The organism is Microcystis sp. CS-574, assembly GCF_028329095.1.
Taxonomy (GTDB): Bacteria; Cyanobacteriota; Cyanobacteriia; order Cyanobacteriales; family Microcystaceae; genus Microcystis; species Microcystis ichthyoblabe_A.
In genome coordinates this window covers 19383-44314 of record NZ_JAQMSY010000126.1, presented here as the reverse complement: position 1 = coordinate 44314, position 24932 = coordinate 19383, and the positions used below count along the sequence as shown (strand labels likewise).

The 24932-nt window shown below is 43.9% G+C and carries 23 protein-coding genes and 2 pseudogenes; 12 read left to right on the top strand and 13 right to left on the bottom strand.

Features of this window, described 5'->3' with window-relative positions; all coding sequences use genetic code 11:
* Positions 1-141: 141 nt before the first annotated feature.
* A pseudogene (locus PN470_RS10215) lies at positions 142-352 on the top strand (ISL3 family transposase); the annotation flags it as partial.
* 351 nt (positions 353-703) lie between these two features.
* Here PN470_RS10215 and PN470_RS10210 read toward each other — a convergent pair.
* Positions 704-1321 (bottom strand): PEP-CTERM sorting domain-containing protein, encoded by a 618-nt coding sequence (locus tag PN470_RS10210; protein ID WP_272104478.1) that lies wholly within the window; start codon positions 1319-1321, stop codon positions 704-706.
* A 335-nt stretch (positions 1322-1656) separates the two neighbouring features.
* On the opposite strand from PN470_RS10210, the pseudogene PN470_RS10205 reads away from it, so the two are divergent.
* Positions 1657-1893, top strand: a pseudogene (locus PN470_RS10205) (DUF2887 domain-containing protein); the annotation flags it as partial.
* Here the strand turns inward: PN470_RS10205 and grrA are convergent.
* From grrA to PN470_RS10190, 3 genes are all read right to left on the bottom strand, one after another.
* Positions 1891-2265 carry a GrrA/OscA1 family cyclophane-containing rSAM-modified RiPP gene (grrA, locus tag PN470_RS10200; RefSeq protein ID WP_002736677.1) on the bottom strand — a complete coding sequence of 125 codons (375 nt, stop codon included), beginning with the start codon at positions 2263-2265 and terminating at the stop codon, positions 1891-1893. The pseudogene PN470_RS10205 and the gene grrA overlap by 3 nt on opposite strands.
* 14 nt (positions 2266-2279) lie before the next feature.
* Complete coding sequence (gene grrP / locus PN470_RS10195; protein WP_272015342.1) at positions 2280-3179, bottom strand: extracellular substrate binding-like orphan protein GrrP; 900 nt, start codon at positions 3177-3179, stop codon at positions 2280-2282.
* An 88-nt stretch (positions 3180-3267) separates the two neighbouring features.
* Positions 3268-4437, bottom strand: coding sequence for a PQQ-dependent sugar dehydrogenase (locus PN470_RS10190; protein ID WP_272104476.1), 1170 nt, complete (start codon positions 4435-4437; stop codon positions 3268-3270).
* A 743-nt stretch (positions 4438-5180) separates the two neighbouring features.
* On the opposite strand from PN470_RS10190, the gene PN470_RS10185 reads away from it, so the two are divergent.
* Complete coding sequence (locus PN470_RS10185; RefSeq protein WP_271939595.1) at positions 5181-5906, top strand: PEP-CTERM sorting domain-containing protein; 726 nt, start codon at positions 5181-5183, stop codon at positions 5904-5906.
* An 871-nt stretch (positions 5907-6777) separates the two neighbouring features.
* Here PN470_RS10185 and PN470_RS10180 read toward each other — a convergent pair.
* From PN470_RS10180 to PN470_RS10160, 5 genes are all read right to left on the bottom strand, one after another.
* Positions 6778-8631, bottom strand: coding sequence for a peptidoglycan D,D-transpeptidase FtsI family protein (locus tag PN470_RS10180; protein ID WP_271939592.1), 1854 nt, complete (start codon positions 8629-8631; stop codon positions 6778-6780).
* 180 nt (positions 8632-8811) lie between these two features.
* Positions 8812-9333 (bottom strand): hypothetical protein, encoded by a 522-nt coding sequence (locus tag PN470_RS10175; protein WP_271939591.1) that lies wholly within the window; start codon positions 9331-9333, stop codon positions 8812-8814.
* Positions 9334-9472: 139 nt separating this feature from the next.
* Positions 9473-10837, bottom strand: coding sequence for a GTP-binding protein (locus tag PN470_RS10170; protein ID WP_103112422.1), 1365 nt, complete (start codon positions 10835-10837; stop codon positions 9473-9475).
* Positions 10838-10994: 157 nt separating this feature from the next.
* Entirely contained in the window at positions 10995-11459 is a 465-nt protein-coding gene (gene folK / locus PN470_RS10165) for a 2-amino-4-hydroxy-6-hydroxymethyldihydropteridine diphosphokinase (RefSeq protein ID WP_271939604.1), read from the bottom strand.
* The gene (locus PN470_RS10160) at positions 11456-12166 is read right to left on the bottom strand and encodes a sirohydrochlorin chelatase (protein ID WP_271939602.1); all 711 of its coding nucleotides are present in this window, start codon (positions 12164-12166) and stop codon (positions 11456-11458) included. The genes folK and PN470_RS10160 overlap by 4 nt, the downstream gene beginning before the upstream one ends.
* A 295-nt stretch (positions 12167-12461) precedes the next feature.
* Between PN470_RS10160 and PN470_RS10155 the strand changes: the two genes are divergently transcribed.
* The 3 genes from PN470_RS10155 to PN470_RS10145 all read left to right on the top strand — a co-directional run bounded on the left by PN470_RS10155 (position 12462) and on the right by PN470_RS10145 (position 13548).
* On the top strand, positions 12462-12761 hold the full coding sequence (locus PN470_RS10155) for a type II toxin-antitoxin system HigB family toxin (protein ID WP_002773755.1): 300 nt from the start codon (positions 12462-12464) through the stop codon (positions 12759-12761).
* A complete protein-coding gene (locus PN470_RS10150; RefSeq protein WP_193746297.1) occupies positions 12748-13143 on the top strand; it encodes a helix-turn-helix domain-containing protein in 396 nt (131 codons plus the stop codon). The genes PN470_RS10155 and PN470_RS10150 overlap by 14 nt, the downstream gene beginning before the upstream one ends.
* A 138-nt stretch (positions 13144-13281) precedes the next feature.
* Positions 13282-13548 carry a hypothetical protein gene (locus PN470_RS10145; protein ID WP_103112419.1) on the top strand — a complete coding sequence of 89 codons (267 nt, stop codon included), beginning with the start codon at positions 13282-13284 and terminating at the stop codon, positions 13546-13548.
* On the opposite strand, the gene PN470_RS10140 is transcribed toward PN470_RS10145, so the two are convergent.
* A complete protein-coding gene (locus PN470_RS10140) occupies positions 13545-15209 on the bottom strand; it encodes a transglutaminase domain-containing protein (protein WP_103112418.1) in 1665 nt (554 codons plus the stop codon). The genes PN470_RS10145 and PN470_RS10140 overlap by 4 nt on opposite strands.
* Before the next feature lie 112 nt (positions 15210-15321).
* On the opposite strand from PN470_RS10140, the gene cofG reads away from it, so the two are divergent.
* Complete coding sequence (gene cofG / locus PN470_RS10135) at positions 15322-16209, top strand: 7,8-didemethyl-8-hydroxy-5-deazariboflavin synthase subunit CofG (protein ID WP_272104473.1); 888 nt, start codon at positions 15322-15324, stop codon at positions 16207-16209.
* Between the two features lie 152 nt (positions 16210-16361).
* Positions 16362-17675 carry a cytosine deaminase gene (locus PN470_RS10130; protein WP_272104471.1) on the top strand — a complete coding sequence of 438 codons (1314 nt, stop codon included), beginning with the start codon at positions 16362-16364 and terminating at the stop codon, positions 17673-17675.
* Here PN470_RS10130 and PN470_RS10125 read toward each other — a convergent pair.
* On the bottom strand, positions 17652-17993 hold the full coding sequence (locus tag PN470_RS10125) for a DUF952 domain-containing protein (protein ID WP_123230407.1): 342 nt from the start codon (positions 17991-17993) through the stop codon (positions 17652-17654). The two genes, PN470_RS10130 and PN470_RS10125, sit on opposite strands and share 24 nt — an antisense overlap.
* 383 nt (positions 17994-18376) lie before the next feature.
* Between PN470_RS10125 and PN470_RS10120 the strand changes: the two genes are divergently transcribed.
* Positions 18377-19372, top strand: a complete 996-nt coding sequence (locus PN470_RS10120; RefSeq protein WP_024969158.1) for an L-lactate dehydrogenase — start codon at positions 18377-18379, stop codon at positions 19370-19372.
* Between the two features lie 426 nt (positions 19373-19798).
* Entirely contained in the window at positions 19799-21115 is a 1317-nt protein-coding gene (locus tag PN470_RS10115; protein ID WP_103112415.1) for a serine/threonine protein kinase, read from the top strand.
* 35 nt (positions 21116-21150) lie between these two features.
* On the opposite strand, the gene PN470_RS10110 is transcribed toward PN470_RS10115, so the two are convergent.
* Together PN470_RS10110 and PN470_RS10105 are read right to left on the bottom strand one after the other, a co-directional pair.
* Entirely contained in the window at positions 21151-21564 is a 414-nt protein-coding gene (locus tag PN470_RS10110) for a hypothetical protein (protein WP_002794980.1), read from the bottom strand.
* Entirely contained in the window at positions 21557-21778 is a 222-nt protein-coding gene (locus PN470_RS10105; RefSeq protein ID WP_002784323.1) for a hypothetical protein, read from the bottom strand. Before PN470_RS10105 ends, PN470_RS10110 begins: the two co-directional genes overlap by 8 nt.
* A gap of 864 nt (positions 21779-22642) precedes the next feature.
* On the opposite strand from PN470_RS10105, the gene PN470_RS10100 reads away from it, so the two are divergent.
* Both PN470_RS10100 and PN470_RS10095 read left to right on the top strand, forming a co-directional pair.
* Positions 22643-23338, top strand: a complete 696-nt coding sequence (locus tag PN470_RS10100; RefSeq protein ID WP_272104467.1) for a Uma2 family endonuclease — start codon at positions 22643-22645, stop codon at positions 23336-23338.
* 288 nt (positions 23339-23626) lie between these two features.
* The gene (locus tag PN470_RS10095; protein WP_016517107.1) at positions 23627-24766 is read left to right on the top strand and encodes a citrate synthase; all 1140 of its coding nucleotides are present in this window, start codon (positions 23627-23629) and stop codon (positions 24764-24766) included.
* The last annotated feature ends 166 nt before the right edge of the window (positions 24767-24932 follow it).

The window sequence follows — 24932 nt, the reverse complement described above, 5'->3', positions numbered from 1 at the left end:
TTTTGGATTTGGTGGGTAAAATGTATTCTAAGATACAGTCCTGCTGGCGAGCGAGTGGAAGGAACCACAAAGACACAAAGGACACAAAGATTGATCGATCCTGTGTAAGTTAAACTTATCACACAGAACCTAGAAGAGCCAGAGGACTTAAAGGACGAGCAAAAACAACAACTAGAAGTTATCTTGAAAGAACATCCCTGCTTGGCAATAGCTTGGGAAATGAAAAAAGAAATTAGACAAACTTATCAAAGTTGTAGAACGTTCAGAGGTGCTGAGAGAAAATTGGAAAAGCGGAATATTATATGAAAGTAGTGCCAGTATGATCCGGAAGCATTTGCCTGGTATTTGTAATTAGGGCTTGCTGAATAAATGTGAAATGTAGGCAAAGTAAGGGTTTTGGGGCTTTTCTTCCGAAACAGGTGCAAGATTTTGAGAGAATCGTCGTTCAAAACCTTGCGTCTTCATCGGCCCGCGTTCTGTAGGGGCGAAGCATTCGGGCAATAACCTATCGGTGAAACCGGAGATTTTCTATCCGAATGCTTCGCCCGTACTTTTTCAGCAGACCCTACTTAGTATTAGATATGTGTAGTTAATTGTGTCTAGCTACTTATCCATTATGTGCCAAAATTCAATAGGCGAGAGTGCCTTTGTCCCTAACCAAAAAGGAAGGCGTTTAAACCTTTCTTACACTAGAATTGGTCATTTATTGCCGTTTGCGAGCCAATAAACCCAGAGAACCCACCGCTAATAAACCTAAAAGGGTGCCTGGTTCGGGGGTTGTCTGTGTCTGGGCAGGTTGAATGGTCCAGTTAGCAGCAACTATATTACCTGATACATTGGTCAAAGCGAGAGAGTAGTCGAAATTATTAGTATAGTAAACAGGATTGGACCCACTCACGAACCATTGGGTGGGTGTTTGTGTAGAATTGGTTGAGACGACATTGAGATTAGTAGCATCATACCAATTAGAAGGAACAGCCGTTAACTGTCCTGAGGCATTGGTGACAAAGCTTCCTGTGCTAACACTCAACCCATCACCCCCATTAGGATTAAAGGTGGTAACGTGGGCCCCATTACCAAAGTTGAAGGTGACAGTCACAATGTCACTGGCGTTCCATGTTTGGTTGAACAGGGAAGTTCCCCCATTGTCAAGCTGATAGGTGATAACCGCAGTATCACCGACAATAACGTTATCGACATCAGCATAGGAAACAGTATCCGTATAGGTAGCGGTAAAAATGGCGGCATGGGCGGGAATGGCAGTGAAAACGGCACAAGTCACCCCAGGAAGGCAAAGGGCTTTTAGCAGTTGATTAGTCATTTTTGATTGATTGACAAGTTAATTTCATGGCTAAGAATGGGGAAAAACCGCTCGTTATACCCCATAAATCATTGCTTAACAGCAATAAGCAGCCTCATTCTACCCCCCCCCCGAATTTGTCAAGTATTCTCCGTTTTTTATTGATGAATCCGGAAAAAAGCCCATCAGGGAGAGACTGGAAGGGTTCGCCAAGGAAACATCTTAAATTAATCAGTAATGATTAAGATTGAGCTATTTTAGGGGTTAAAGTCGGTCCTTATTCCCCCCTTTATTAAGGGGCGTTAGGGGTGAGCAAAACGTCCTAATCTTAGCGCGTAGTGCTATAAAATAAGAGCATGAAAACTGACACGATTTTTTATCAACTCTTTCAATCATTCCCCTCTATCTTCTTTGAATTAATTCAACTCCCTATCAACGAAGCCAAGGCATGAGTAGAAAACGGGTTTCTCCGAGAAACCCGTTTTCTGTGCGTTACTCAACGGATTTAGTATGAGGTACAATTTCAAGAAGATGAGGCTTTTTATCAGCGCTTTTTCACCGAAATATTCTTATATCTCAGTAAAACCGACTTACCGACGATTTAAGAAACCGCCACCATTACCCCAGCGCGGTCGGGAATTAAAGAAACCACCACGGTCAGACCAACCATTGCCCCAGGGCCGCGCATTAACAAAACTACCACCGCGACCATCTACCCAACCACCGACACGACTATTCCCCCAACCGCGATTGCCACCATCTCCCCAGCCTAAAGCTTGTAAACTAGGATCGGCAGTACCTTCCGGCAGTTGGTTAACCCGTTCGCGTACAGCGCTAGATAGACGACTTAAACGCGCTTCAATGGGATTAGCCTCGTCTGAGGCGGCCTGAGCAGTGCTAGTCAGACCGAAGGCAGATAAAGCGAGAAGAAAGCCGACTAAACCAGTTTTATTGCTGATATTCACCTGAATTTATGCTCCTATTTGGCTTCTTGGGGATTAATTTGGGCGTGTTCGATAACTTTGAAGGCAAAAAACCCCTTTAATAATTCTGGGGGGATGGGAACCAGGCCTTGACTACCGAACCAGCGATCGATTTGACTAACGGTGGCCGTATCATTGGTGATGTAATCCTGCATCATTTTAACAATGGCATAGTTGACATCATCCAAAAAAGTAGAGTTATTTTCGGGAACCATGCAAGCAATGCCAAAATTAGCTAGAGCTTCTTCGGGGACGATTTCGTAGATTTTAGGGTTATCTCTGAGGATTGTTCCCGCTAAAGAAATGCTATCCCCCGCTATGGCGTCAATTTTACCGGTTTTTAAAGCTTCGAGGGCTTCTTCTACGGTGCTGTAGGTGGTAACAATTGTCGCTTGCGGTTGTACTAATTTAATCACATCCACGGCCGCAGAAGTGGGAACCAAGGCGATGCGTTTACCGATTAGGGATTGAGGAGTGGAGAGATTGCTACCTTTTTTGGCTAAAATCCTAATCCCAGAAATGCTGTAACTGATGGAAAAATCGACAACTTTCGCCCTTTCCCAAGTAAAAGCCGTACTACAAGCGATATCGATGTCCCCGCTACGAATGAGATTAATTTTCTCTCCGGGTTGGTTAGCTTCAATCATTTGCAGGGTGACGGGACGACCGAGACGAGTTTCCAATCGTTTTCTAATTCGTTCCAACACATCCATAGAATAGCCGACCAATTCCCCCTTATCATTGACGTAGGAGTAGGGAATCGCATCAAAACGGGTTCCTACGGTCAAAAATCCCGTGCGAGCCACTTTTTCCACCACTGTTTCCGCTAAACTCGCACTGGCGAGGAACATAGGTAATATACAACCTAGTCCCACTAACTGTAAAATCTTCTTCATAAATCGAGTGCTTACTCCCGTACACACATAACTATACTAGAAGTCGCTAAAAAATCTTCAAGGTTTCCATAATAATTTCTGTGAACTTTTACAAATTAGATGGCGGTTCAAGGCGAATTAATTGGCCGTTACCTTCATCGGTGAGCAGATATAAAAATCCGTCAGGACTTTGACGCACATCCCGCACCCTCTGACCGATGGGAATCGCTTCTTGATTGATAATTTCACCCGATTTATCCACTGACAGACGGCGAATATCTCTGGAAACTAAGCCACCGGCGAATAAATTTCCCTGCCAATTAGGAAAGCGATTACCGGTATAAAAGACCAATCCCGAAGGAGCGATCGCAGGTGTCCAAATTGTTTTCGGATCGATCAGATCTGGTCGAGATTTTTCGCGGGAAACTGGGGTATTAGTACCGTACTCTTGACTGGCAGAAACCACTGGCCAACCGTAATTTTTACCTTTTTCAATTAAATTTAATTCATCCCCTCCTTTCGCTCCGTGTTCGGTTGCCCAGACTCTTTTAGTCATCGGATCAAAGCTGATTCCTTGAATATTCCGATGACCATAACTCCAAATTTTAGAACCCCCAAAAGGATTATCTTTCGGTATAGAACCATCGTCATTGATGCGGATAATTTTACCTAAATGACTTTGCCGATTTTGTGCCTGTTTTCTAATTAAATCTCCCGCTAATTGTAGGGGAGGATTACCCCCGTCCCCAATTGCTACCAATAAAGTGCCATCTGGTAGCCATAATAACCGCGAACCGAAGTGTTGAGAGCCGGTTTTTGTCTGGGAAACTTCAAAAATAACCCGCAGATCTCGCAAACTTGCACCATCATAAACCGCACGAGCGACGCGGGTACGATTAGCCTCCTGGTCTCCGTGGGCATAAGTTAGATAAATCCAGCGATTTTGGGCAAATTGGGGATGAATTGCCACATCCAGCAGTCCTCCTTGTCCGACGGCAAAAACTTCGGGGACTCCAGCGATGGCTTTTGGATGCAATTTGCCCTCTCTAACCACCCTTAAACGACCTGGACGCTCTGTGATCAGGATTTCCCCGTTAGGTAGCCAAACCATCGACCAAGGATGCTCTAAACCCTCGATTACGGTCACTTTTTGCCATTGATTGGTCTGGGAATTATTCGCCGAAGTTAATACATTTGCACCTTGACAACTGGAGATGATTATGGTAAGCAAAACGCCAGATACTATAGGCGAGAAAATGCGATTAAGAGAAGTAAGCATTAGTTGGTAACTCCCCAGACAAATATTGGTCAATTTTCTCCGACTAATCAGTTTCACCCTACAATTTTAGAAACCGGGCAGTTTTAAGAAACGTTTTAGGCGGTTTGACTTGATTGGGCAATGCGCTCTCCACAAGAATTCCTACCCTCGTACCCACCGTTAGCTCTAAGGGAACATCAGGTTCAAGCACTGTCCCATCAAATATGGCTTCGAGTTCTTGGAACATTATTCTTCACAGGCTATGGCTTGTTTCTAGTATAATCTCATGGGTGTGGAGCCTAAACGTTCAATCTATTAGTATTCTTAAGTATTTCTATGGTCAATCAATAGACATCCCCAAAAACTTATAAGCGAGTCACAACAAGGAAGAAAGGCAGATTAGACAGAAAGTCAAAATTGACTCTTATCAATCATTGTTGGGTGCAGGGTAAGCGCATCTTAACAGTCCTTAACAAAATGAACTTTATCTGAGTTGCTTACCCAGAGAGCGATTCAGGCATATTTGAGGAGAATTGGCCATCTCAATTGTTAAGCAAAAATTGACCAAATATGAAGATTTCGTGACTACTCTGATTGACTGGTATCACCTGAAATGCCCACACAGCAAGCGGATCACAAAATTGGCCAATTGTCAATAGCTTTTGAGATGCTCTCACCCTACTGTTTGGTGTTGCTAAAAGTTTGAGGTGTTGCTATGATGAGCCGAGAGTAATTTCCGATTTTTCCTTTGGAGTGTCAACATTATGACTCAAAAAATATTAGCGAAATTAATGTCTTTTGCTGGCAGCAATAAGCTAGGATTATTCAAAATAGCGATCGCATCTTCCTTTTTGGTGATTGTTCCGCAGGGGCAAGTTAAGGCTGCACTTCTTACCGTAGCGAATAACAGCTTTGAAACCCCGGTCATCACTGCCCCATCGGGGATTATCTCTAGTACAGGTTCCGTCGGGGGCTGGACGTTCTCAGGGGCGCAGCCGCAGGGGTTTGCTAATCCAGTCGCAGCTCACAATGCTGGTGGTTCTTGGTACGGTTCATCACCGGGGATTATTCCTGATGGAAATCAAATAGCCTGGAGTAACGGGGGAACTATCTCCCAGACACTTTCCGGAACTTTGCAAACGAACACGGTATATACTTTGAGGGCGTTTGTCGGAAACAGACTTGGTGTTAACTTTCCGGGCTACAATATCGGACTTTACGCCGGAGGTAACCTTCTAGCCTCTAACAGTGGTGTTACTCCCGCTGACGGAACTTTCGCACCTGTCACCGTTAGCTATACCAGTGGTATCAGCGTTACTCCAGGGCAGGCGTTAGAAATTCGTCTGACCTCCCTGAGCGGATCCAATGCCCAGACAAATTTCGATAATATAACCCTTGACGCTGCTTCCATTCCCGAACCTTCCGCGATATTAGGATTGCTAGGTTTCGGACTGTTGGGAATCGCTTCAAAGTTACGACAAAAACAATAAGTAGTCGTGCAAAATTAATTTCCTAGTCAGGACGGGAGACGGCTTAGATCTGTAATTAATTTTGCTTGGGTACTTAATTTAACCGAATTAGGGGTATGAAGCTTTCCGGCCACTGATTCCCCCACTAAATCTTCTGGAGAGCTATCCCTAACCCTCTCAAACTTCTTAAGATTGTTTTGACAATCCTCCCAAAGGAGTTTAGCATCATGACAATAGCAATTATAAGTTAGATAGATGTGACTGGAATGTGATATGACAGTCGCTTTTTTACTTTATGAAGCTATCATTCAACACTTCTGAAGTCATCCATGACTCTCCCGATTATATCAATGATGATATAATCGGTTTTTATTTCTTCTCCCAATAATGGCTCGATTCTCTTATCTTGAAAAAGTCGAGTTACAGTTCGCAGCTCTGCGGGGTATTGAGGGATTTAGAGTGCTCTTATCTTTGTGGTCCTTCCTCCCGGGAGTTAGGAACTTGGAACCCCTAGACCCGCTCCAATACTGGCCAGAGTTTAGGCTGTTTACCGCGTGAGAGCGTGTCTCTTTGACCGACCACCGACTCTCCCATTGGCTCTGAAATCGGCAACGTCCAAAATAGTTAAACCCTATTTAGGGCTGGCTGAATAAATCTAAAAACCTTGTTAGATAAGGCTTTTAGACTTTTTTTCCCTCAAAAAGTGCCGACCCTTACAGTGATCGGGGGTAAAATTCCAGGACTTTTTCCCTGAAAATTAGATAACTGACTACCTCAAAATCGGTAAAACCCTACACCCCACACCCCACACCCACGAAAAACTTTTTCAGCAGACCCTATTTAGAATGGGAGTTACCGGAAAATTTAGCGGCTTTTCTCCTCAAGACTTAAATTAATCGTGCCGCGGGGGTTTATTGGTCGCAGAACCCGCCGGAGCGACCTTGGAGGTGGGGGGGATACCTTTGAGGGAAATGAGCGTATTCATCACCGTTTTTGCCACGGGAGCGGCCACAGTGGAGCCAAAAGTATTCGCACCCTTGGGTTCATCCACCACCACCAAAACCACATAACGGGGCGATTCGATCGGTAAAATCGCCACAAAACTGGTAATTTTGGCGTTAGGTAGATAACCCCCCGTCGGACTAGCTTTTTGTGCGGTTCCCGTTTTGCCTCCGATGCGATAACCGGGGATTTGGGCTGCTACCCCCGTCCCCTTGCTAACGACGGTTTCCATCATTTCCACCACTTGCCGGGCCACGGTGGGAGAAAAGACTTTTTTGCTGGGATAATCGGGCCGCCAGTGCAAACGGCCGCGGTCGTCGGCTAATCCTTTGATCACATGGGGAGTCACCAGGGTGCCACCATTGGCCAGCGCACCGTGCAATTGTACTAATTTTAAAGGCGTTAGGGATAAACCTTGACCAAAGGAAGCGGTGGCCGATTCAATGGCATTATCCAGAAATTCTGGTTCGGGTTTGAGATATCCTGCCACTTCTCCGGGTAAATCTACACCAACCCTTTGATTTATTTTCAATCCTAATAAACTTTTATAGAAATCAACTCGCCTCATTTTTTGGGCAATTTGTACCATAGCCACGTTACTAGAGGTTTGCAGAACTTGGGCCATATCTAGCGCCCCATTACCCTGTTTAGAGGCATTTTTAATCGTCCAGGGACCGACAGTAATTGCCCCCGGATCATTGACTACCGTATTAGCTTTAATTGCCCCCGCTTCCATGGCCAGGGCGATAATAATTGGTTTAAAAGTTGACCCCGGTTCGTACTGATCGGCTACGGTCCAATTTTTAAATAGAGCCACATTGGCTTTATAGTATTCATTGGGGTTAAAAGTTGGCTCACAAACTAGGGCTAAAAGAGAACCATCAAGGGAGTCCATAACGATGACAGCCCCCCGTTTAGCATTAAATTTCTTTAGCTGTTCCCGCAAGGCCGTCCGGGCTGCTCTTTGTAGTTTTAAATCGAGGGTTACTTCTAACTGTAATTCATCAAATTGAAAGATACCATCGGGAACAAAAGCCGGTAAAATTCGCCCGTCTCCCATGCGTCTTGTATTGACAGAAAAAGGATCTCTTTCTAATAACTGACTGGAACCTCTCTCTAATCCTGCCTGGCCACGATGTTCTTTATCTACATAGCCAATCACGTCGGCTGCCACATCGTCTTGGGGATAATAACGAGCGTATTTTTCCTCTAATTCTACACCATCAAGAGATAATTGTTTTAAGCCCCTAGCCACGGATTCGGTTAATTGATTGGCTAAACGAATTCCTGTTTCTTTTTCTTTAAATCTTTGAATCAGTTGATTAGTAGGAATATTTAATAAAGGAGCTAATTTATCAGCCACTTCTGCCGGGGGAATAGCAAACAGTTTTGGGTGTACATAAAGAGTATAAATCAAGCGATCAGTCGCTAAAACATTACCATTACTATCGACGATCGCCCGCCGGGGAATATAGGGTCTAATACTGGTAGTTTGCTGTTGTCTGGCTCTTTTTTGTAATTCCTGTGCTTGTACTATTTGCAATTGGTACAAGCGCCAAGCTAAACCCACAATACCCATGACTAAAACCAACCACACCGCCATCAATCGCCCGTTACTCACAGGCATTTTTTTTGACTGTTGTTGCCGTTTTTTGTCGTTTAAATAGGACTTTCTGTCCCGAATCCTGCCCGAGGGCGATCGAGTTTCTTTGCTTCTAAATTGGGGTCTTTTTGTGTCAGTCATGAGCAGTATCTTTCAGTTATCAGTAAACAGTGATCAGTGATCAGTAAACAGTGATCAGTAAACAGAGTAATCAGTGATCAGTAAAAAGACAGTAGGAAACTTCTATTTAATACTGCACACTTAAAAACTCACATCTGATAACTTTTAACTTACCCACTGATAACTGATAACTGATAACTGTTAATAGGCACTTCTGGGTTGAGAATTGACGGTAGATTGGGATTGAGAAGCGGGATACTGTTTCAGGTTAGGAGCAGATTTACGCTGTAAAAAGATAGTTTGGAAGGGTTGGGGATGAGTTAATCCGGTTTCGGGTTTTTCTGCTTGTTCAGCTAGTTGATGTTTAAGGGTTTCATTGGTAGCCAAAAGATTGCGCTCGTGACGTTGCAGTGTTTCCAGTTTACCAAATTCTTTGTCCCAAACCTTGGGAATATATACCGTCCAAGCATATATTCCCAGAGTCGAACCCAACAGACAAAAAGTAATCACAGCTACTATTCTTTCTAGGAGGCAAAGGAAACGTAATTGACGCGAGGCTAATTGTTTTTGTGTTGGGGCCACGGGAACTCTCACCACCGATTTAGTCGTCGGTTTTAATGTTGGGGTCGTCTGATTTACTGCTGACTGGGGACGAGGCTGACTGCCTTGGCTTTTTGGGCGAGAAACGGGAAGGGGAATATAAGAATTATGGGCAGCAGACATGATTTTCTCTCAACATTTCTAGCTAGTGGTCGTTGTCAAAAATTAAGTTTCTAAAATTAGGAGTCGGTCATCAGTAGTCAGTCGGAAATATTTAATTGATCACTGTCGCCTTTTTTCCTTTTTTCTTTTTACCTTAAAATCACTGTTCTAGCTCTAGACGTAAACGATATAAGATAGTTTGCGGATGAACTTGAGCGAGAATTTGATTAATCACCGTACTCGGTCCAGATGCCCCCCAACTACAACCGCGTTCTAGATAGATTTTAGCGGCTTTCCCGATGATATAGGTTCCATAAGCAGCAATTGCTCCCTGTAGGAGAGCGGTGCTACCGTAGAGAGTTAAAGAGGTGGGATTTTCAAAAATACTCGCCGCTGCCGCTGCCGTTTTGCCCAAACCGATAATCACAGTGCTGAGGATTTCCCCCACCAGCAACCCCCCACTGCTCAAAAGTAGAGTCCGCCAGAGTTGACCAGCTTGGTGACTGGTAATTGGCAGGCCGTACAAACGAGCTAAAGCCCGAACTAGAGTCAAATCGACGATTGAAGCCCCTAGTAGGTCTAAAATAGCGATCGGATTGGCCGCAATCGCTAAAGCCTTATATTTTGCGTATTGCCAGATAATTTCCTCCGCTTGACTGTCCCGGAGTTCCAGGGTTTTTCTAGCGATATTTTCCTCCGCTTCTTGCCCTTGCACTAAAGCATTTAAGGCCAGCAGCGATCGCCCTTCCCGATTTAAAATCGTTAAGAGTTTATCTTGCAGCTCCTCAATTTGGGGGGGAGGGGTTTCCCACTCAGTCACCACGCTCCCATCGGGGTATTCCACCCGGACGGGAATCGGTTGCGGTTCGGCGGCTACCATAACTATCTCATCGCTAGTTAACAAATCTTCTAACGTTTTTTCGTCTCGATTGGTTCCTAATCTCTGTAACTGCTGAAAAATCTGACGGCGATCAGCTTCTGGATAGAGATCAATCTTATTAAACACCAAAATAATCGGTTTTTTCGCCTGGCGCAATTCTTCTAAGGCCTCGTATTCGGTGCGGGTAATATCCCCGGCGACGATAAATAAAATCAAATCGGCACTTTTAGCGACTTCTCTGGCCATATTCGCCCGCGCTTCCCCTTCAATCTCATCCAATCCGGGGGTATCGATTAATTCTATCTGAATTTTACCCGTGGCTGGTATCCAACGCACTGATCGCGGCCAGCGTGTCACCCCGTGCAGGGGGCCAGTTGTCAGGACTTTTTGACCGACTAAAGCGTTTACCACCGAGGATTTACCGCGACTGACTAACCCGAAGGCTGCCACCCGAATCACCGTTTCATCCAGTTTATCCAAGGCCGATTTTAAGGACTGCAAATCCTGTTTAACGGCGGCCTGAAGTTGGGGATCGGGGGGATAATTCCAATGGCGGCGAAAACTGGCATACCAAGTTAAGGCCTGTTGTAAACTAGCCTTAGCCTGATTGTAATGAGTTTCCTCGAGGGATGGGGTCTTGGTCACGGTTGATTTTTTAACTGTTTATTGATGCTGCTGCCTTTATTGTAGAGTTTCGGGGCGGTAACTGAGATGAGGTTATCTGGGGCCAGGGGAAGACTTTTCAGTAATCAGTGAAAAGAAATTAGCGAAGTTTTCCACTAAAACCCTAACACCTAACATCCTACTCCGCCAATCCCAATTGGCCCAATAGCTGAAGGATAGTTTTTCCGGTTACGGGATCTCGCCAATCGGGGGCAATTTCTGCCAGGGGAAGCAGCACAAAGGCCCTTTCTCGGCAGCGGGGATGGGGTATCTGTAATTCGGGTGTTTCTAAGATCAGGTCCTCATAAAATATTAAGTCTAAATCGAGGGTACGCGGTCCCCATCTTTCCCGTCGGACTCTCCCGAATAACTGCTCGATTTCTAATAATTTATGCAGTAAATCTAAGGGCGATAAATCCACTTGCACAATGGCGCCACCGTTGAGATAATCCGGCTGAGGCAGCCCGACGGCCTCGGTTTGATACCATTGGGAATGAGCTTCTAGTTTAATTCCTTTGACTCGCTCTAATTCCCCTAAAGCTTGCCCTAAAATTGTCGCTGAATCTCCTAAATTACTGCCCAGAGCGATCGCTGCCCGTTTCATCCACATCCTTCCTCAACAATAATCTCGGCTAATTCCCCCGTCGCTCCCAAAGATTTACCTAAAAATATATTGACATTTGGATGCTTTTGTGATAGTTCAAAAACTTGGGCTTCGATCGCATCCGTAATTCCACCAGCAAAGAGGAAATAGGGCAGTATAGCGATTTTTTGGCTACCTTGAGCGATTAAACTCTCGATTTGTTGGGATAAACTCGGTTCTATCGACCAATAAGCTGTAATTGCTCCAAAAAACGCCGCTAGATTCTCCACTTCCCGATTACCCCCGGAGCGACGACTACCGTGGGACAGTAAAATGCGATCTTGGGGGCTTAAATCGGCAAATTGTCGGGATAACAGCGATTGTATGCCCTGATAACTGCCTAAATGGGGCTTTAACTCTAGCTTAATTGGCGATCGCACTTTGGCCACGGCCGCGGGAATATCTTCTTTAACGTGAACCCCCGACAGGAGAAACAGGGGGATAATCTGCAACCGGTTACATCCTTGGCTTTGTGCTTGTTGGGCAAAAGCTTCTATTTGTTGATGGAGCGGTGTTATCGCTAATTCTAGGGCGGCAGTCCCTACTAATACCCGATTATCTGCTTCTAGAACCGCTAGAGATGGGCTAAACTCCGATTTACTCCCTAATCTTTCGGCGGGTTGACTGATTTTTTCTTGAACTAAGGCTGCTAATTGCGTCACCGCCATGGCTGGACGCGGATCGCGACTACCGTGGAAAACCAATAAATAGGCTGAGGAGGTCTTCAAAGAAATCTTGCCAAAATAGTTTAGTTTTTAGCCTAATACATTTTCTCTCCCTTTAGGCATAAATGCCCCTGATATTCTCGATTTAGCTGGTAAGCGGGAAAACGTCCCCATTGGTGGGAAGTGCTACCATTTTACGCGATGTAAAGTGTGAGCAAATCGGCCCGCCGGCTTGAGTTAGTCTAGATATTGAGGTATAATTGCTGTTGACAGAAACTGTCATAGGTATATTTGTATTATGCGGGTAATTAGCCGTCGAATACTTCGCGATTTCTGTATGACCAACGCTAATTCCTGCGAGTCTCTCTATGATTGGTATAGAGTTGCTAGTAGAGCGGCATGGCAAAATCTCATCGATGTGCAAGCCACTTATAAAAGTGCTGAATCTGTTGGTAATTTCACTGTTTTTAACATTAAAGGAAATCACTATCGTCTAATTGTAGATCTAGTTTATAACCGACAGACTATCTATATTAAATATATTCTTACCCACGCCGAGTACGATAAAGGAAATTGGAAATATGATGCTTACTTTTAATTCTAAAACCTATGGAGAATTACTCGCTCACTATCAACTAAAAGCAATCACCACAGAGGTGGAAAACGAGCGAGTGATCGCAATTGCTCAAGAGTTGGAACATCGCTCGGAACTTAGTTTAGAGGAGGAGGCTTTACTGGAGTTATTGATTAGTTTGATCGAAAGGTTCGAGGCGGATAATTATCCAATTCCTGACAGAAATCCTTTAGCAACCTTACAGCATCTGATAGAAGCTAACGAGATAGAATATCCAGAGCTAATTACTATTTTAGGTTCCCCTGATGCGGTGGAGCAAATAATTAATGGACAACGAAGCATCAATCAGTCAGAAGCCAGGTCTTTGGGAGCATATTTTCGGGTTGATGCCAGTTTATTTACTTAATAAGTACCTAAGCAAAATTAATTACACATCTCAAGGGAAATTGATTTGACACGACTACTTAACAAATTATTGCGATAGCTTGCCATTAACTAATTTTCAGCGATAATCTAAAGTCAGAGTCTATCGGGAGATAAGATCATGAACCTTCGTCTAGTTCTATTTTCAGGCCTAGTAACGGCTTTAGTTGGTGCTGGTATCGGTTATGGCATTAGCCGCATTGAACGCAATCCCAGCCAAGTCAACTATAGAAATCCCCATCACTATCAAATCATCTATGGACGTTATTTTGCCGGTGCTGGGGCAGCCCTGGGCTTCTGTGTGGGTGCGGGTTTACAAATGGTCAAAGAACTCAAAGAAGAAAGAGACAGAGAAATGGGCATCCTAGATGATGGGTCAGAATTCTAGTCTTTTGGGGCTAATTCCTCAAGAATGATGAATTGAACGTGATTAATCGCTAAATCGCCGATGGGAACTTGGGTTTTTAACACCGGTTGTCCTTCACTGAGCATTCGTTCAAAGGGGATATCTTTGGCAATTTCCGTGTGATACCAAGCTAAACCCATAAAGAAACGATTGGGATAGGGACCGCCTTCAAAAATATCATCGGGATTGGACTCCATGGGAACCCAACCGATAGAGGGAAGATAAAATTCCATCCAGACGTGATTGTAATCTGGTTCGAGGGGTAAATTACGTTCGAGGGGATGGGGTGGGCATTTATAACGTCCTACCGTGCGACAAGCAATACCATTGAGACGACACAAAGCCAATAATAAACCGACATATTCCCCACAGGAACCGACTCCGCGCCGCAGGGCAATATCAGGGGTGTCGATGTTGGGTTTGATACCGTAGGAAAGCTGATCATAGACGTAATTACGAATACTATAAACTTTTCGGAGCAGATTGGTTTCCCGACCGGTCGCTTCTTCGGCAGCATTGAGGATAATTTCTGTACTCATGGCCAAATCATCATTATCGATCAAATAGCGATCGGGAAAATCGGCGGGTAAGGTGGGTAAATCTTCGCAATCTTGGGGGGTAATTTGGTATTTAATACCCCATACTTCTAATACGACTTTCCAACCAAAAATATGACGTTGTTTGCCGGTTATTTGCTCGAACTTAAATACTGCTACCCGCTGCCCGTCCTGAATTTCTTCAATAAAAGGCAATCCCACCGCTTCGACGCTGCGAATTTTTTGCCGCGGTGTTTCTAAGGGTAAAGCGATGCGCCATTCCACATTTTTGAGTTCGATATTATAGAGGGGTTCTAATTCCTCGACGTAGGATAATTCAATCAGATAACCGTTAGAAAGGGTGTATTTTTTAGCGGGATCGTAGTGAAAATATAGAGGATGGACAAAAGTACGCGGACGATAACTAAGTTCGTGAACTTGTTCAGAATTGGGATTATCGCGGATACAGGGTTCTTGGAAAGCATAGGCCACATATAATATATCCTTGCCACTGTTAGCATCGCGATAAAATGCTAATCCCGTCGGCGATTCAAAAGGAGTTATCATGCTAAAAAGCTGTTCTCCCGTGGCGCGATCAAGACAGTAAACCGTTTGTTCTAGGGTATCCGTTAGCCAAAGTTCTTCCCCGCGAATGGTGATATTTTCGATGCCGATACCCGGCGCGTACAAACGAGTAATTTCCTGTCCCGATTGGCGATCAAATATAAAGATTTGTCCAGAACGTTGACAAGTGACATAAATTGTGTTACCAGTTACGGCGACTCCGTTAGCGGTGTAGGGAAGACGGGTGAAAAATTTCGGGGTAAAATCTTCGAGAGTGCAGCAGTAGAGATTTTCGCGAGTGGTAAACCAGAGGTGATTTTGATCATCGATTGCCAATCCCGTCGTCCCGACGAATTCCTGCCAGCGATGGGAATTAAGTACGCTTGTATGACCAGTATCGAGGGCAATTTGGTATAAATAGCCGTTTTTTGCGTCGATAGCGATTAATTTGTCATCTTGAAATACAATTCCGTGCAGGGCTGTGGCGCTAATCGGGCGAATCGTTTGACGATGGGAGGGAAGACTGGCAGGATCGAAAATCATAGGAGGAAACGAAAAGGGAGAGCGTTTTTAGGTGAATAAAACAGCAATTCTCCCCACGATAGCAAATTTTCTCGCCCTTGAATGCTCGTAATGAACTGCAATCCCGAAAAAAATGTCAAGAATTGTCACCTATAGTCCCTCTCATACCCTTGTACCTACCTACGAGTGTTTCAATCGTTGCAGTTATTGTAATTTTCGCAGGGATTTAGGCACTGATGGCTGGTTAAGTTTGGAAAAAGCCAAAGAGATTTTAACTGCTTTGCAGGGTTCGGAAATTACGGAAATTTTAATTCTTAGCGGCGAAGTTCATCCTTTAGCAGCCAATCGAGAGTTATGGTTTCGGCATATTTATAATTTGGGAGAATTGGCTTTAAATATGGGTTTTTATCCCCATACCAATGCGGGGATTTTAACTTTTGCTGAGATGGAAAAACTGAAAAATGTCAATCTATCTATGGGTATAATGTTAGAACAAATGACAGTGACTTTATTAAATACTGTCCATCGTCATGCCCCTAGTAAAGTGCCATCCCTGCGCTTAGAACAGTTACAATGGGCGGGAGAATTAGCAATTCCTTTTACCACGGGGTTATTATTAGGAATTGGTGAAACAGAATGCGATCGCTTAGTGACCTTAGAAACTATTGCCACTATTCATCAACGTTGGGGACATATTCAAGAAGTGATCCTACAACCCTACAATCCGGGTAAAAGAGAACAGTGGCAAAATAACCCTTTTGATCTGCAAAAATTACCCGATCTGGTTAGACAAGCTAGGGAAATTTTGCCCCCAGATATTGTCATTCAAATTCCCCCGAATTTAGTACCCGATCCTCTTTTTCTCTTGGATTGTTTAGCTGCAGGAGCGCGGGATTTAGGCGGTATTGGCCTTATCGATGAAGTTAATCCCGATTACCTCCATTTACACCCCGATAAATTAAAGGAATTTTTAGCAGTTTATGGCTGGGAATTAAAGCCACGCCTACCGGTTTATCAGTAAACATTAATCAGGGAAAAGATAGCACTGTTAATGCCATTTAACACGCCTTACTTAATACCCCTTAATTGATTATTATTCATTCTTAATTCTCCTGACGACCGACGACCGACTCCTAACCCTAACAACAATTTTTGATTTTTACCAGAGGTCTTATGATTCCATCAAGCGAGCGCTACTGGCTCAAAAATGCCCATATTCCCGTTTCCCTCCTAGAAAATGAGGGTTTTTCTCCCCAAACCGCCGAGGGATTAACCTTAGTTAATCTGGAAATTAATGACGGTAACATTAATCGCATCACCTCAACCATCCCCCCCGAAGATAATATTCCCGTTATTGACCTCAAAAAAAAGATTGTTTTTCCTTGTTTTATCGATATGCACACCCATCTCGATAAAGGTCATAGTTGGCATCGTTGTCCTAACCATGATGGCACTTTTGACAGTGCCTTAAAAATGGCCCTAGAGGATTCCCGACGGGAGTGGCGCTTAGAGGATGTGTATCGTCGCATGGAATTCGGCGTTAAATGCAGTTATGCCCACGGAACCGCCGCTATTCGCACCCATATCGACTCTTTTGGTCAACAGGCACAGATTAGCTTAACTGCTTTGGGAGAATTGCAACGACAATGGGCCGGTAAAATCACCCTGCAAGCGGTTTCTCTAGTTTCCCTTGACTACTATCAAACCTCCGAGGGAGCGGCCTTAGCCGATAAAATAGCCGAATTTGGGGGCATATTAGGGGGAGTAGCCTACACAAATCCCGATTTACAGGCACAAATTGATATTACCTTCAAATTAGCCCAAGAAAGGGGTTTAAATCTCGATTTTCATCTGGATGAAAACGGCGATTCCGATTCTACCTGTTTAGCAGCGATCGCGCGTACTGCTATCAAAGAGCAATTTTCTGGACAAATCATCTGTGGTCACTGTTGCAGTTTAGCGGTACAATCCCCTGAAATAATCCAAGAAACTCTAAATTTAGTCAAAAATGCGGGCATTGCTATCGTTAGCTTGCCGATGTGCAATCTCTACCTACAGGATCGTCAAGAGGAAAAAACCCCTTTTTGGCGCGGAACAACTAAGATAAAAGAGATGAAAAAAGCGGGAATTCCGGTGGCTTTTGCCAGTGATAACTGTCGCGATCCCTTTTATGGTTTTGGGGATCACGATGGTTTAGAAGTCTTTACCCAAGCGGTGCGGATTGCCCATCTCGACACACCCTACGCTGACTGGGTAAATAGTGTCACCCTCACCCCAGCAAATCTGCTCGGATTGCCCCATTTAGGGCGCATTAAGACGGGTCTAGAGGCAAATTTGTTAATTTTTAAGGCTCGCTACTTTAGCGAGCTATTATCGCGACCACAGTGGGATCGTCTCGTGATTCGGCGCGGGTTGAGCATCGATACTACTCTCCCCGATTACCAAGAGTTAGATGATTTAGTTCTAGGAATCGAGCAAATCCTCTAGGGGTTTAACAAAAACTACCGATTCTAGGTTGATAGCACCATAAATATGGGGAAAGGTCTCTCTTTCTAGCTCTAGAGTGGCATTTTCTGGGTTAGGATGTTGGGGCTGCTCCCATTTGACCGGGGACTGCAATTGTTCAGGAGAAATGGCTAAAACCAGCAAATCTGGCTGATTTTGATAAAAAGCGGCCACAACTTTCGGAATTTGTTCTAAGGTGGAGCAATGGATAAATCCCTCATTTTTTAGGGAATACGCCCGATATTCCCCCATTTCACGAGCTATTTGCCAACCTCTTTCTGTAGTGATGTGATAGATCATCGGTTCGCCTCCTACTGTCACTTTATCCCTAATTTTAGGATATAGCCTGAAGCTGTCAGCGGCCCTCAATTCTCTTAAACTAGAGGTCAGGGAATAAAGACAAGAAATTTGTCCGACCAATTAAGTAGGTAGGCGTTAAAAGTTGTCAGACACCCCCCTTATCAAGGGGGGCAGGGGGGATCCCCCCGCCTATCGGCACCACCCTTATCAAGGGGGGCAGGGGGGATCGAACCTAAAATCCATTTTTAATTTAATTATAACCAGCTACTTACCAGAAAAAAATTGCCGATAATGGCCTCAAAATCTCTTGATAGTCTCCTTTTACCTGATATTAACCTTTTCCCCTTAAAATGAGCTTACCGAGGCAATAACTGCAAAAATCTATGCTAGATAAAATATTTACTCCCAATCCCTACGCTGAAAAACCCGCTCCTCTGCGTCCTCGCAAGGGGGTAATTATCGGTGTTGGTCAGGTGGGGATGGCCTGCGCTTACTCGATGTTAATTCAAGACTGTTTTGATGAATTAATTCTGCAAGATATCGCCACGGATAAAGTCGAAGGGGAAGTGATGGATTTAAGGCACGGAATGCCTTTTATTGAACCCACAGACTTGAAAATGGGAACCGTGGCCGATGTGGGACAAAATGCCGATGTGGTGATTATTACTGCCGGGGCCGCCCAAAAAGAGGGAGAAACCAGATTACATCTCCTTGAACGAAATGTGGCGATTTTTCGCCGTATTCTTGCGGATGTGGCTGTTTACTGCCCCAGTGCTTTAATTTTGGTGGTGAGTAATCCCGTCGATATCATGACCTATGTTACCTTGAAAATAACCCATTTTCCGCCTTCTAGGGTGATTGGTTCGGGTACGGTGCTAGATTCTGCCCGTTTACGCTCTCTTTTATCCACCCAACTCCATGTAGATGCGCGTAACGTCCACGCTTATATTATCGGTGAACACGGGGATAGTGAGCTTGCTGTCTGGAGTTCGGCCAATATCGGAGGAGCAAGGTTACTCGAAGGAGATTGGCAGGATTTAAGCGCAACCGACCAAGAAAGCTTAACAGAAATTTTTCTTCAGGTTAAAAACGCCGCCTATGAAATTATCAAACGCAAGGGTTATACTAGCTATGCGATCGGTTTAGCTACCACGGATATCGTTAAAGCGATTTTACGTTCCCAAGAAAGAATTCTGACTATTAGCACTCTCCTCGATGGTCAATACGGTCTCAAAGATGTGTGTTTAAGTATTCCCTCGGTGGTTAACGAGAAAGGAGTGATTAAAACCCTGAATCTTGCTCTTAGTCCCAGAGAAATGGAACAGTTACATAATTCGGCCAAAATTATGCGCGATTTAATCGATCAACTCAAAATTTAACTTAGGGTTGGCTGAATAAATCTAAAAACATTGTTGGCTAAGATTTTTAGATTTTTTTGCCCTGAAAAAGTGCCGAACATAAGAGCGATCGAGGGGAAATTTTAGGCACTTTTTCCCCGAAAATTAGGTAATTGTGGGGTGGACTGAAGAAATTAGTGCTAGACTTCCCGAAAAGTCTATTTTATTGCAGCTTGTTGTTAGGGATATGCTCTGGCTAATACGCTTTTGGTTATGATATGGGGAAAAGTTCCGGCGATGGCCCTAAAATGGGGTGATATGCCGAGAGTTTTTACATATCGTTACTCTCAGGAGTGTTATAGAGAAAATTTCTGTATAATTAATAGTTAGATTGCCTAGCCTTTCAGTGGCGCGATAATCGTAGAATTATTTTTAGGGCGATTAAGTTTAGGAGGTTAATTAGCACGCATGAAGGTACTCAATGAAATCAGTCGCGGTGGCTTTGGTCGGGTTGAGAGAGTTAAATTAGGCGAAGCAACTATTGCCGCACGAAAAGTATTTGATCCCGTCCCTGATATTTTGGCTGCGGCTGATATACCAAAATTAAAGAAGCGATTTCAGAGGGAGGTTCAAGTTCAGTCATTACTCAGTAGTGATTACTTTATGAAAGTTCTTGATTTTGATCTCGAAACCGAAACTCCTTGGTTTATTATGCCCCTTGCTGATCGAAACTTTTGGCAGGAGATACAGGAGGCCCGCAGTGGTGAGACTATTCCTCTATCAGCTTTATCAGATATTCTCAACGCCCTAGAAGAACTTCATTTTCTTGGTTACGTTCACCGCGATCTTAAGCCTCAAAATATTCTTTTTCATCAACAACGTTGGAAAATCTCAGATTTTGGCTTAGTTCTTCCTGTAACTAACGCTACAACTAAACTGACATCTGTTGATTCATCTTGGGGAACCGCACATTATTGCGCTCCAGAACAAGTCAAAGATTTCCGCAATGCAACACCTAGCGTGGATATCTATGCTTTTGGGTGCATATTGCATGATCTATTTGTTGGTTCTCCTCGTGTACCGTATCAAAGATATACAAGTCATGGTCCTATTGGAATGATCATTGAGAAGTGTACTGAATTTGATCCTAAAAAGCGATTCAAAAACATTTCAGCACTTCGCGGCGCACTTCTCAAGATCTTATCAGAGCCTCAAAATCTTACTCCTAGCCCTAGTGCTACAGAATGGGTAGAAAAACTGCAAGATCTCTCTGATTGGAATAGCGAGGTATTAGAAAGTTTTGCAAGATTTATAAAGACAACACAAGATGAGTCTGATTTATGGGTTGTATGTCAAGCGATTGATGAAGACGTATTAAAAAAGCTAAATTCTATTGATGAAGAACTCTGGCAAGTGATAGCGATAGCATATTGTGATTGGGCGACAGGTTCCTTTGGTTTTGATTACTGTGATGTAATTATCGGACGATTAGAAGTGATTTTTAAATTGGGTAATCTTGATTCCAAATCATCTGCTGCTCTGGCAAGTGCTATTTTAGGATGGTCGCATAATCGTTGGTTTGTCATGGAGCAAGTGATGCGTATATTAAATTCAAATTTAAATGATTTAACGGCGCAACGTATTGCAATAGAAATACAGGTTGAAGGATTACAAGATAAATTCATAGCCTGTGCAAAAGTAATTAACCGAAGTATAGACAACTATCATCCTCAAATTGCTGAGGTTTTGATTGAGTATGAGCGCGATCGCCGCTCTGGTTGTTAATGAAATCTAACACACCTCTTTTTTCTCCAGTCAAACTATTTTTGACTAATCTCGAATGCTAAGTCGTATCTGTAAAAACAGACATCAAAGGCAAGAAAGAAGTTCATCTGTCCTAGTATTAGCGGCGCATATTTATCTTGTGTCCAAGCAAAGGCTAAATCTACGGTGGGGAATTGCTCAACAGTAGCTTTAACAACCAATGCACGAGCTTCAAATCTAGCTAAATTACCTCCTAATGGCAGAGATAGCCTTTGGTTTTCCCAGACTGCACCTAAAGCTAAACCCATTTCATAGGGCAACACATTAACACTAGAGCCAGTATCCAAGAGACCCGAAACATTCAAGGATTGACTTTGATAAGTTAATGTCAATGGTAAATAAGGAAGCGCACTTAATGCCCCAAGACTAGAATCTACCTCGGTGAAAGCAAATCTTACCTTATTAGCCATGAGTCAATTCTTGTTTCTCTTTTAATGCTTGAGCAAGAATGGCGGCAGCCTCAAAAGAGTCATGTAAACCTTGTCTAGGGAGATCATCTTGAATAGACATCGGTACAATACCAGAATCCTTGAGCAACTCGGCTACAAGAAAGTTAAGTAATAAGAGCTTATCGGAGTAAGACAATTGCTTTAGCAGGGGCGCAAATTGAGTAGTTGTCAGCATGGATTCAAGAAAGTTACGGATTTTGACTTTCTGCACTTTGTCTGAGTATAACACCACCTTTGCGCTAATCCCTGCCCCAAAAGCAGGCTAACTTTGCTGTTAGACAGAAATCCCAGAAATGTTCAATCTAATCTTTATAGTTCTTCGGTTTGTGTTAGGCCATGGACGGGGTTATAAAGGGCGATTTTTGTCAATCAATTAAGTCTCTGGCCAGATGAGGATTTATTGCGATCGCATTTCCTCTATTGCGATGCCGAAGGCACTGCGTAGCAGTACGCCGCTCTGGTAGTTAATGAAATCTAACACACCTCTTTTTTCTCTAGTCAAACTATTTTTGACTAATCTCAAATGCTAAGTCGTATCTGGCTCTCCCAGGTTTGGTGGGTAAAATGTATTCTAAGATACATTCCTCCTAGCGAGGGGGTGGAACGAACCACAAAGACACAAAGGACACAAAGATCGATCATATAGTAAGTTAAACTTATCACACAGAACCTAGAAGAGCCCGTATCTGTAAAAACAAACATCAAAGGCAAGAAAAAAGTTCATCTGTCCTAACGTTTGCAGAAAAGGTTTTTATACCATTTCTCTAAATGAAAACTACACATCGAATTTAAATCCCCCTTTAAGTTCCCCTTTTTAAGGGGGATTTGGGGGGATTAAACTTCTGTAGTCAGATTTTGGAGAATTGGTATAAGATGATAAAACTCCCAATCGAACTTTCAAAATCCACTCTCCACTCCCCACTCCCCGATACTTTTTAAACAGCATTTAAGACCATCACCATCCCTAAATATTTGCTCCGATTTTTTATAGTAAAGTTATACTATTAAGGAAGCAAAGACGAAATTCTAGGGTTAAGCAATGGTTAGACAACTCGACGACAGCCCGAAAACCACAATCGTCTATCCCGATAGCGATGGTAAACCGATGGCCGACAATACAAGACAATTTCGCTGGATTACGACGATTAAAGCGAATTTAGACTGGTTATTTGCCAATGATGCCGATGTTTTTGTCGCCGGTGATTTACTCTGGTATCCCGTGGAGGGAGATAATAAGACTCGACAAGCACCCGATGTGATGGTAGCTTTCGGCAGACCAAAAGGCGAAAGAGGTTCCTATCAACAGTGGAAAGAGAACAATATCCCCCCACAAGTGGTTTTTGAAATTCTCTCTCCGGGTAATACCCAAACGGAAATGACCAGAAAACTACTGTTTTATGACCGTTATGGTGTGGAAGAATACTACATTTATAATCCCGATAAAAATGATTTGGGTGGCTGTATTCGTCGGGAAAATCGGCTCGAAAGTCTGGAAAATCTCGATAATTGGGTCAGTCCTCGCTTGGGCATTCGTTTTCAATTAGCCCAACCAGAGTTACTGTTGTATTATCCCGATGGTCAACTTTTCACCAGTTACAACCAAGAACGACAACGGGCCGAAACGGAACGACAACGGGCCGAAACGGAACGGCAACGGGCGGAAGCGGAACGGCAACGGGCCGAACGATTGGCGGCAAAACTGCGGGAGTTAAATATTAATCCCGAAGAAACTTAAAAAAATTATCGATCGGCTCAATCGATCGAGATAGTCTCGCTACAATGAAAGTAGATAAATATCAAGTCCACTAGCTAGAGTCGGAACGGTAAGCCCAGAAAAAATGCGCTAGGGCAGGGCTGACTAAATCGACGAAGCAATCGCTAAATAGGATTAATTTCCGTCCAATTCTCCCCAATCCTGAACAGGAGAGGCAGAACCGAAGAATTTCTATAAAATTTCGGTAAGGGTGGAAAGATCAAGTAAGTTAGCGTTAGGGCTTAATCTTCGCCACGGAAAGGTAGAACTATGACAGTTTGTGAATATCGTCCAGGTTTAGAAGGAATTCCCGCCGCCCAGTCCAGTATCAGCTTTGTGGATGGGCAAAAGGGAATCTTGGAGTATCGGGGCATTCGGATTGAGGAACTCGCCGAAAAAAGTACCTTCCTCGAAACCGCCTATCTCCTTATCTGGGGTGCTCTGCCCACGGGGGCGGAACTGGAAGAATTTGCCGATGAAATCCGTTATCATCGACGCATCAAGTACCGTATCGAAGACATGATGAAATGCTTCCCCGAAAAAGGCCATCCCATGGATGCGCTACAAACTTCGGCAGCGGCTTTGGGTTTATACTATGCCAGGCGGGCCCTGGATAATCCCGACTATATCCGTCAGGCAGTAGTCCGGCTATTAGCGAAAATCCCGACTATGGTGGCGGCGTTTCAATTGATTCGCAAAGGTAATCACCCCATTCAGCCCAACGATAGTCTTGATTATGCGGCCAATTTCCTCTATATGTTGACGGAAAAACGACCGACGGATTTAGCGGCGAAAGTTTTCGATGTCTGTTTGACTCTCCACGCCGAACATACCATGAATGCCTCGACTTTTTCGGCCATGGTGACGGCTTCCACTTTAACCGACCCCTACGGTGTCATCGCTTCAGCAGTGGGAACTCTCGCCGGCCCCCTCCACGGTGGGGCAAACGAGGAAGTATTGTTAATGTTAGAGGAAATCGGTTCCGTGGCTAATGTTCGTCCCTATGTGGAAAAATGTATCGCCAACAAACAAAAAGTTATGGGTTTTGGACACCGGGTATATAAAGTTAAGGATCCCCGGGCGACGATTTTACAAAACCTAGCCGAACAATTATTCGCGGAATTAGGTTCCGATGAATACTACGATATCGCCCTAGAATTAGAACAAGCAGTGGTGGATATCTACGGCGAAAAAGGTATCTATGCTAATGTGGATTTCTATTCGGGATTGGTTTATCGGAAATTAGGCATTCCCAATGATTTATTTACCCCGATTTTTGCCATCTCCCGGGTGGCCGGTTGGTTGGCCCACTGGAAAGAACAATTAAATGCTAACCGCATTTTCCGTCCCACCCAAATCTATACCGGACAACACGAAGTCCCCTATACACCGATCGAACAACGTTCTTAGATTTTATCTCCCATTCTTGAATGGAAACACGGTTTCTCGCCTTTGTCAATCTTTCCTAGGCGAGATTTTTTGTCTCATTTCCTGTTATATTGATGGGGCAAGGAAACAGTCCATCGGCTTTCAGCTTGGTCAGTTTCGGTGTATATAGCAAGACAAGGTCTTTACT

What these genes read in the sequence shown, in the direction of transcription:
- PN470_RS10210 (WP_272104478.1), bottom strand. Translation starts at nt 1,321, where the DNA reads ATGACTAATCAACTGCTAAAAGCCCTTTGCCTTCCTGGGGTGACTTGT.
- grrP (WP_272015342.1), bottom strand. Translation starts at nt 3,179, where the DNA reads ATGAAGAAGATTTTACAGTTAGTGGGACTAGGTTGTATATTACCTATG.
- PN470_RS10190 (WP_272104476.1), bottom strand. Translation starts at nt 4,437, where the DNA reads ATGCTTACTTCTCTTAATCGCATTTTCTCGCCTATAGTATCTGGCGTT.
- PN470_RS10185 (WP_271939595.1), top strand. Translation starts at nt 5,181, where the DNA reads ATGACTCAAAAAATATTAGCGAAATTAATGTCTTTTGCTGGCAGCAAT.
- PN470_RS10180 (WP_271939592.1), bottom strand. Translation starts at nt 8,631, where the DNA reads ATGACTGACACAAAAAGACCCCAATTTAGAAGCAAAGAAACTCGATCG.
- PN470_RS10175 (WP_271939591.1), bottom strand. Translation starts at nt 9,333, where the DNA reads ATGTCTGCTGCCCATAATTCTTATATTCCCCTTCCCGTTTCTCGCCCA.
- folK (WP_271939604.1), bottom strand. Translation starts at nt 11,459, where the DNA reads ATGAAACGGGCAGCGATCGCTCTGGGCAGTAATTTAGGAGATTCAGCG.
- PN470_RS10160 (WP_271939602.1), bottom strand. Translation starts at nt 12,166, where the DNA reads ATGGCGGTGACGCAATTAGCAGCCTTAGTTCAAGAAAAAATCAGTCAA.
- PN470_RS10155 (WP_002773755.1), top strand. Translation starts at nt 12,462, where the DNA reads ATGCGGGTAATTAGCCGTCGAATACTTCGCGATTTCTGTATGACCAAC.
- PN470_RS10150 (WP_193746297.1), top strand. Translation starts at nt 12,748, where the DNA reads ATGCTTACTTTTAATTCTAAAACCTATGGAGAATTACTCGCTCACTAT.
- PN470_RS10145 (WP_103112419.1), top strand. Translation starts at nt 13,282, where the DNA reads ATGAACCTTCGTCTAGTTCTATTTTCAGGCCTAGTAACGGCTTTAGTT.
- PN470_RS10140 (WP_103112418.1), bottom strand. Translation starts at nt 15,209, where the DNA reads ATGATTTTCGATCCTGCCAGTCTTCCCTCCCATCGTCAAACGATTCGC.
- cofG (WP_272104473.1), top strand. Translation starts at nt 15,322, where the DNA reads ATGTCAAGAATTGTCACCTATAGTCCCTCTCATACCCTTGTACCTACC.
- PN470_RS10130 (WP_272104471.1), top strand. Translation starts at nt 16,362, where the DNA reads ATGATTCCATCAAGCGAGCGCTACTGGCTCAAAAATGCCCATATTCCC.
- PN470_RS10125 (WP_123230407.1), bottom strand. Translation starts at nt 17,993, where the DNA reads ATGATCTATCACATCACTACAGAAAGAGGTTGGCAAATAGCTCGTGAA.
- PN470_RS10120 (WP_024969158.1), top strand. Translation starts at nt 18,377, where the DNA reads ATGCTAGATAAAATATTTACTCCCAATCCCTACGCTGAAAAACCCGCT.
- PN470_RS10115 (WP_103112415.1), top strand. Translation starts at nt 19,799, where the DNA reads ATGAAGGTACTCAATGAAATCAGTCGCGGTGGCTTTGGTCGGGTTGAG.
- PN470_RS10110 (WP_002794980.1), bottom strand. Translation starts at nt 21,564, where the DNA reads ATGGCTAATAAGGTAAGATTTGCTTTCACCGAGGTAGATTCTAGTCTT.
- PN470_RS10105 (WP_002784323.1), bottom strand. Translation starts at nt 21,778, where the DNA reads ATGCTGACAACTACTCAATTTGCGCCCCTGCTAAAGCAATTGTCTTAC.
- PN470_RS10100 (WP_272104467.1), top strand. Translation starts at nt 22,643, where the DNA reads ATGGTTAGACAACTCGACGACAGCCCGAAAACCACAATCGTCTATCCC.
- PN470_RS10095 (WP_016517107.1), top strand. Translation starts at nt 23,627, where the DNA reads ATGACAGTTTGTGAATATCGTCCAGGTTTAGAAGGAATTCCCGCCGCC.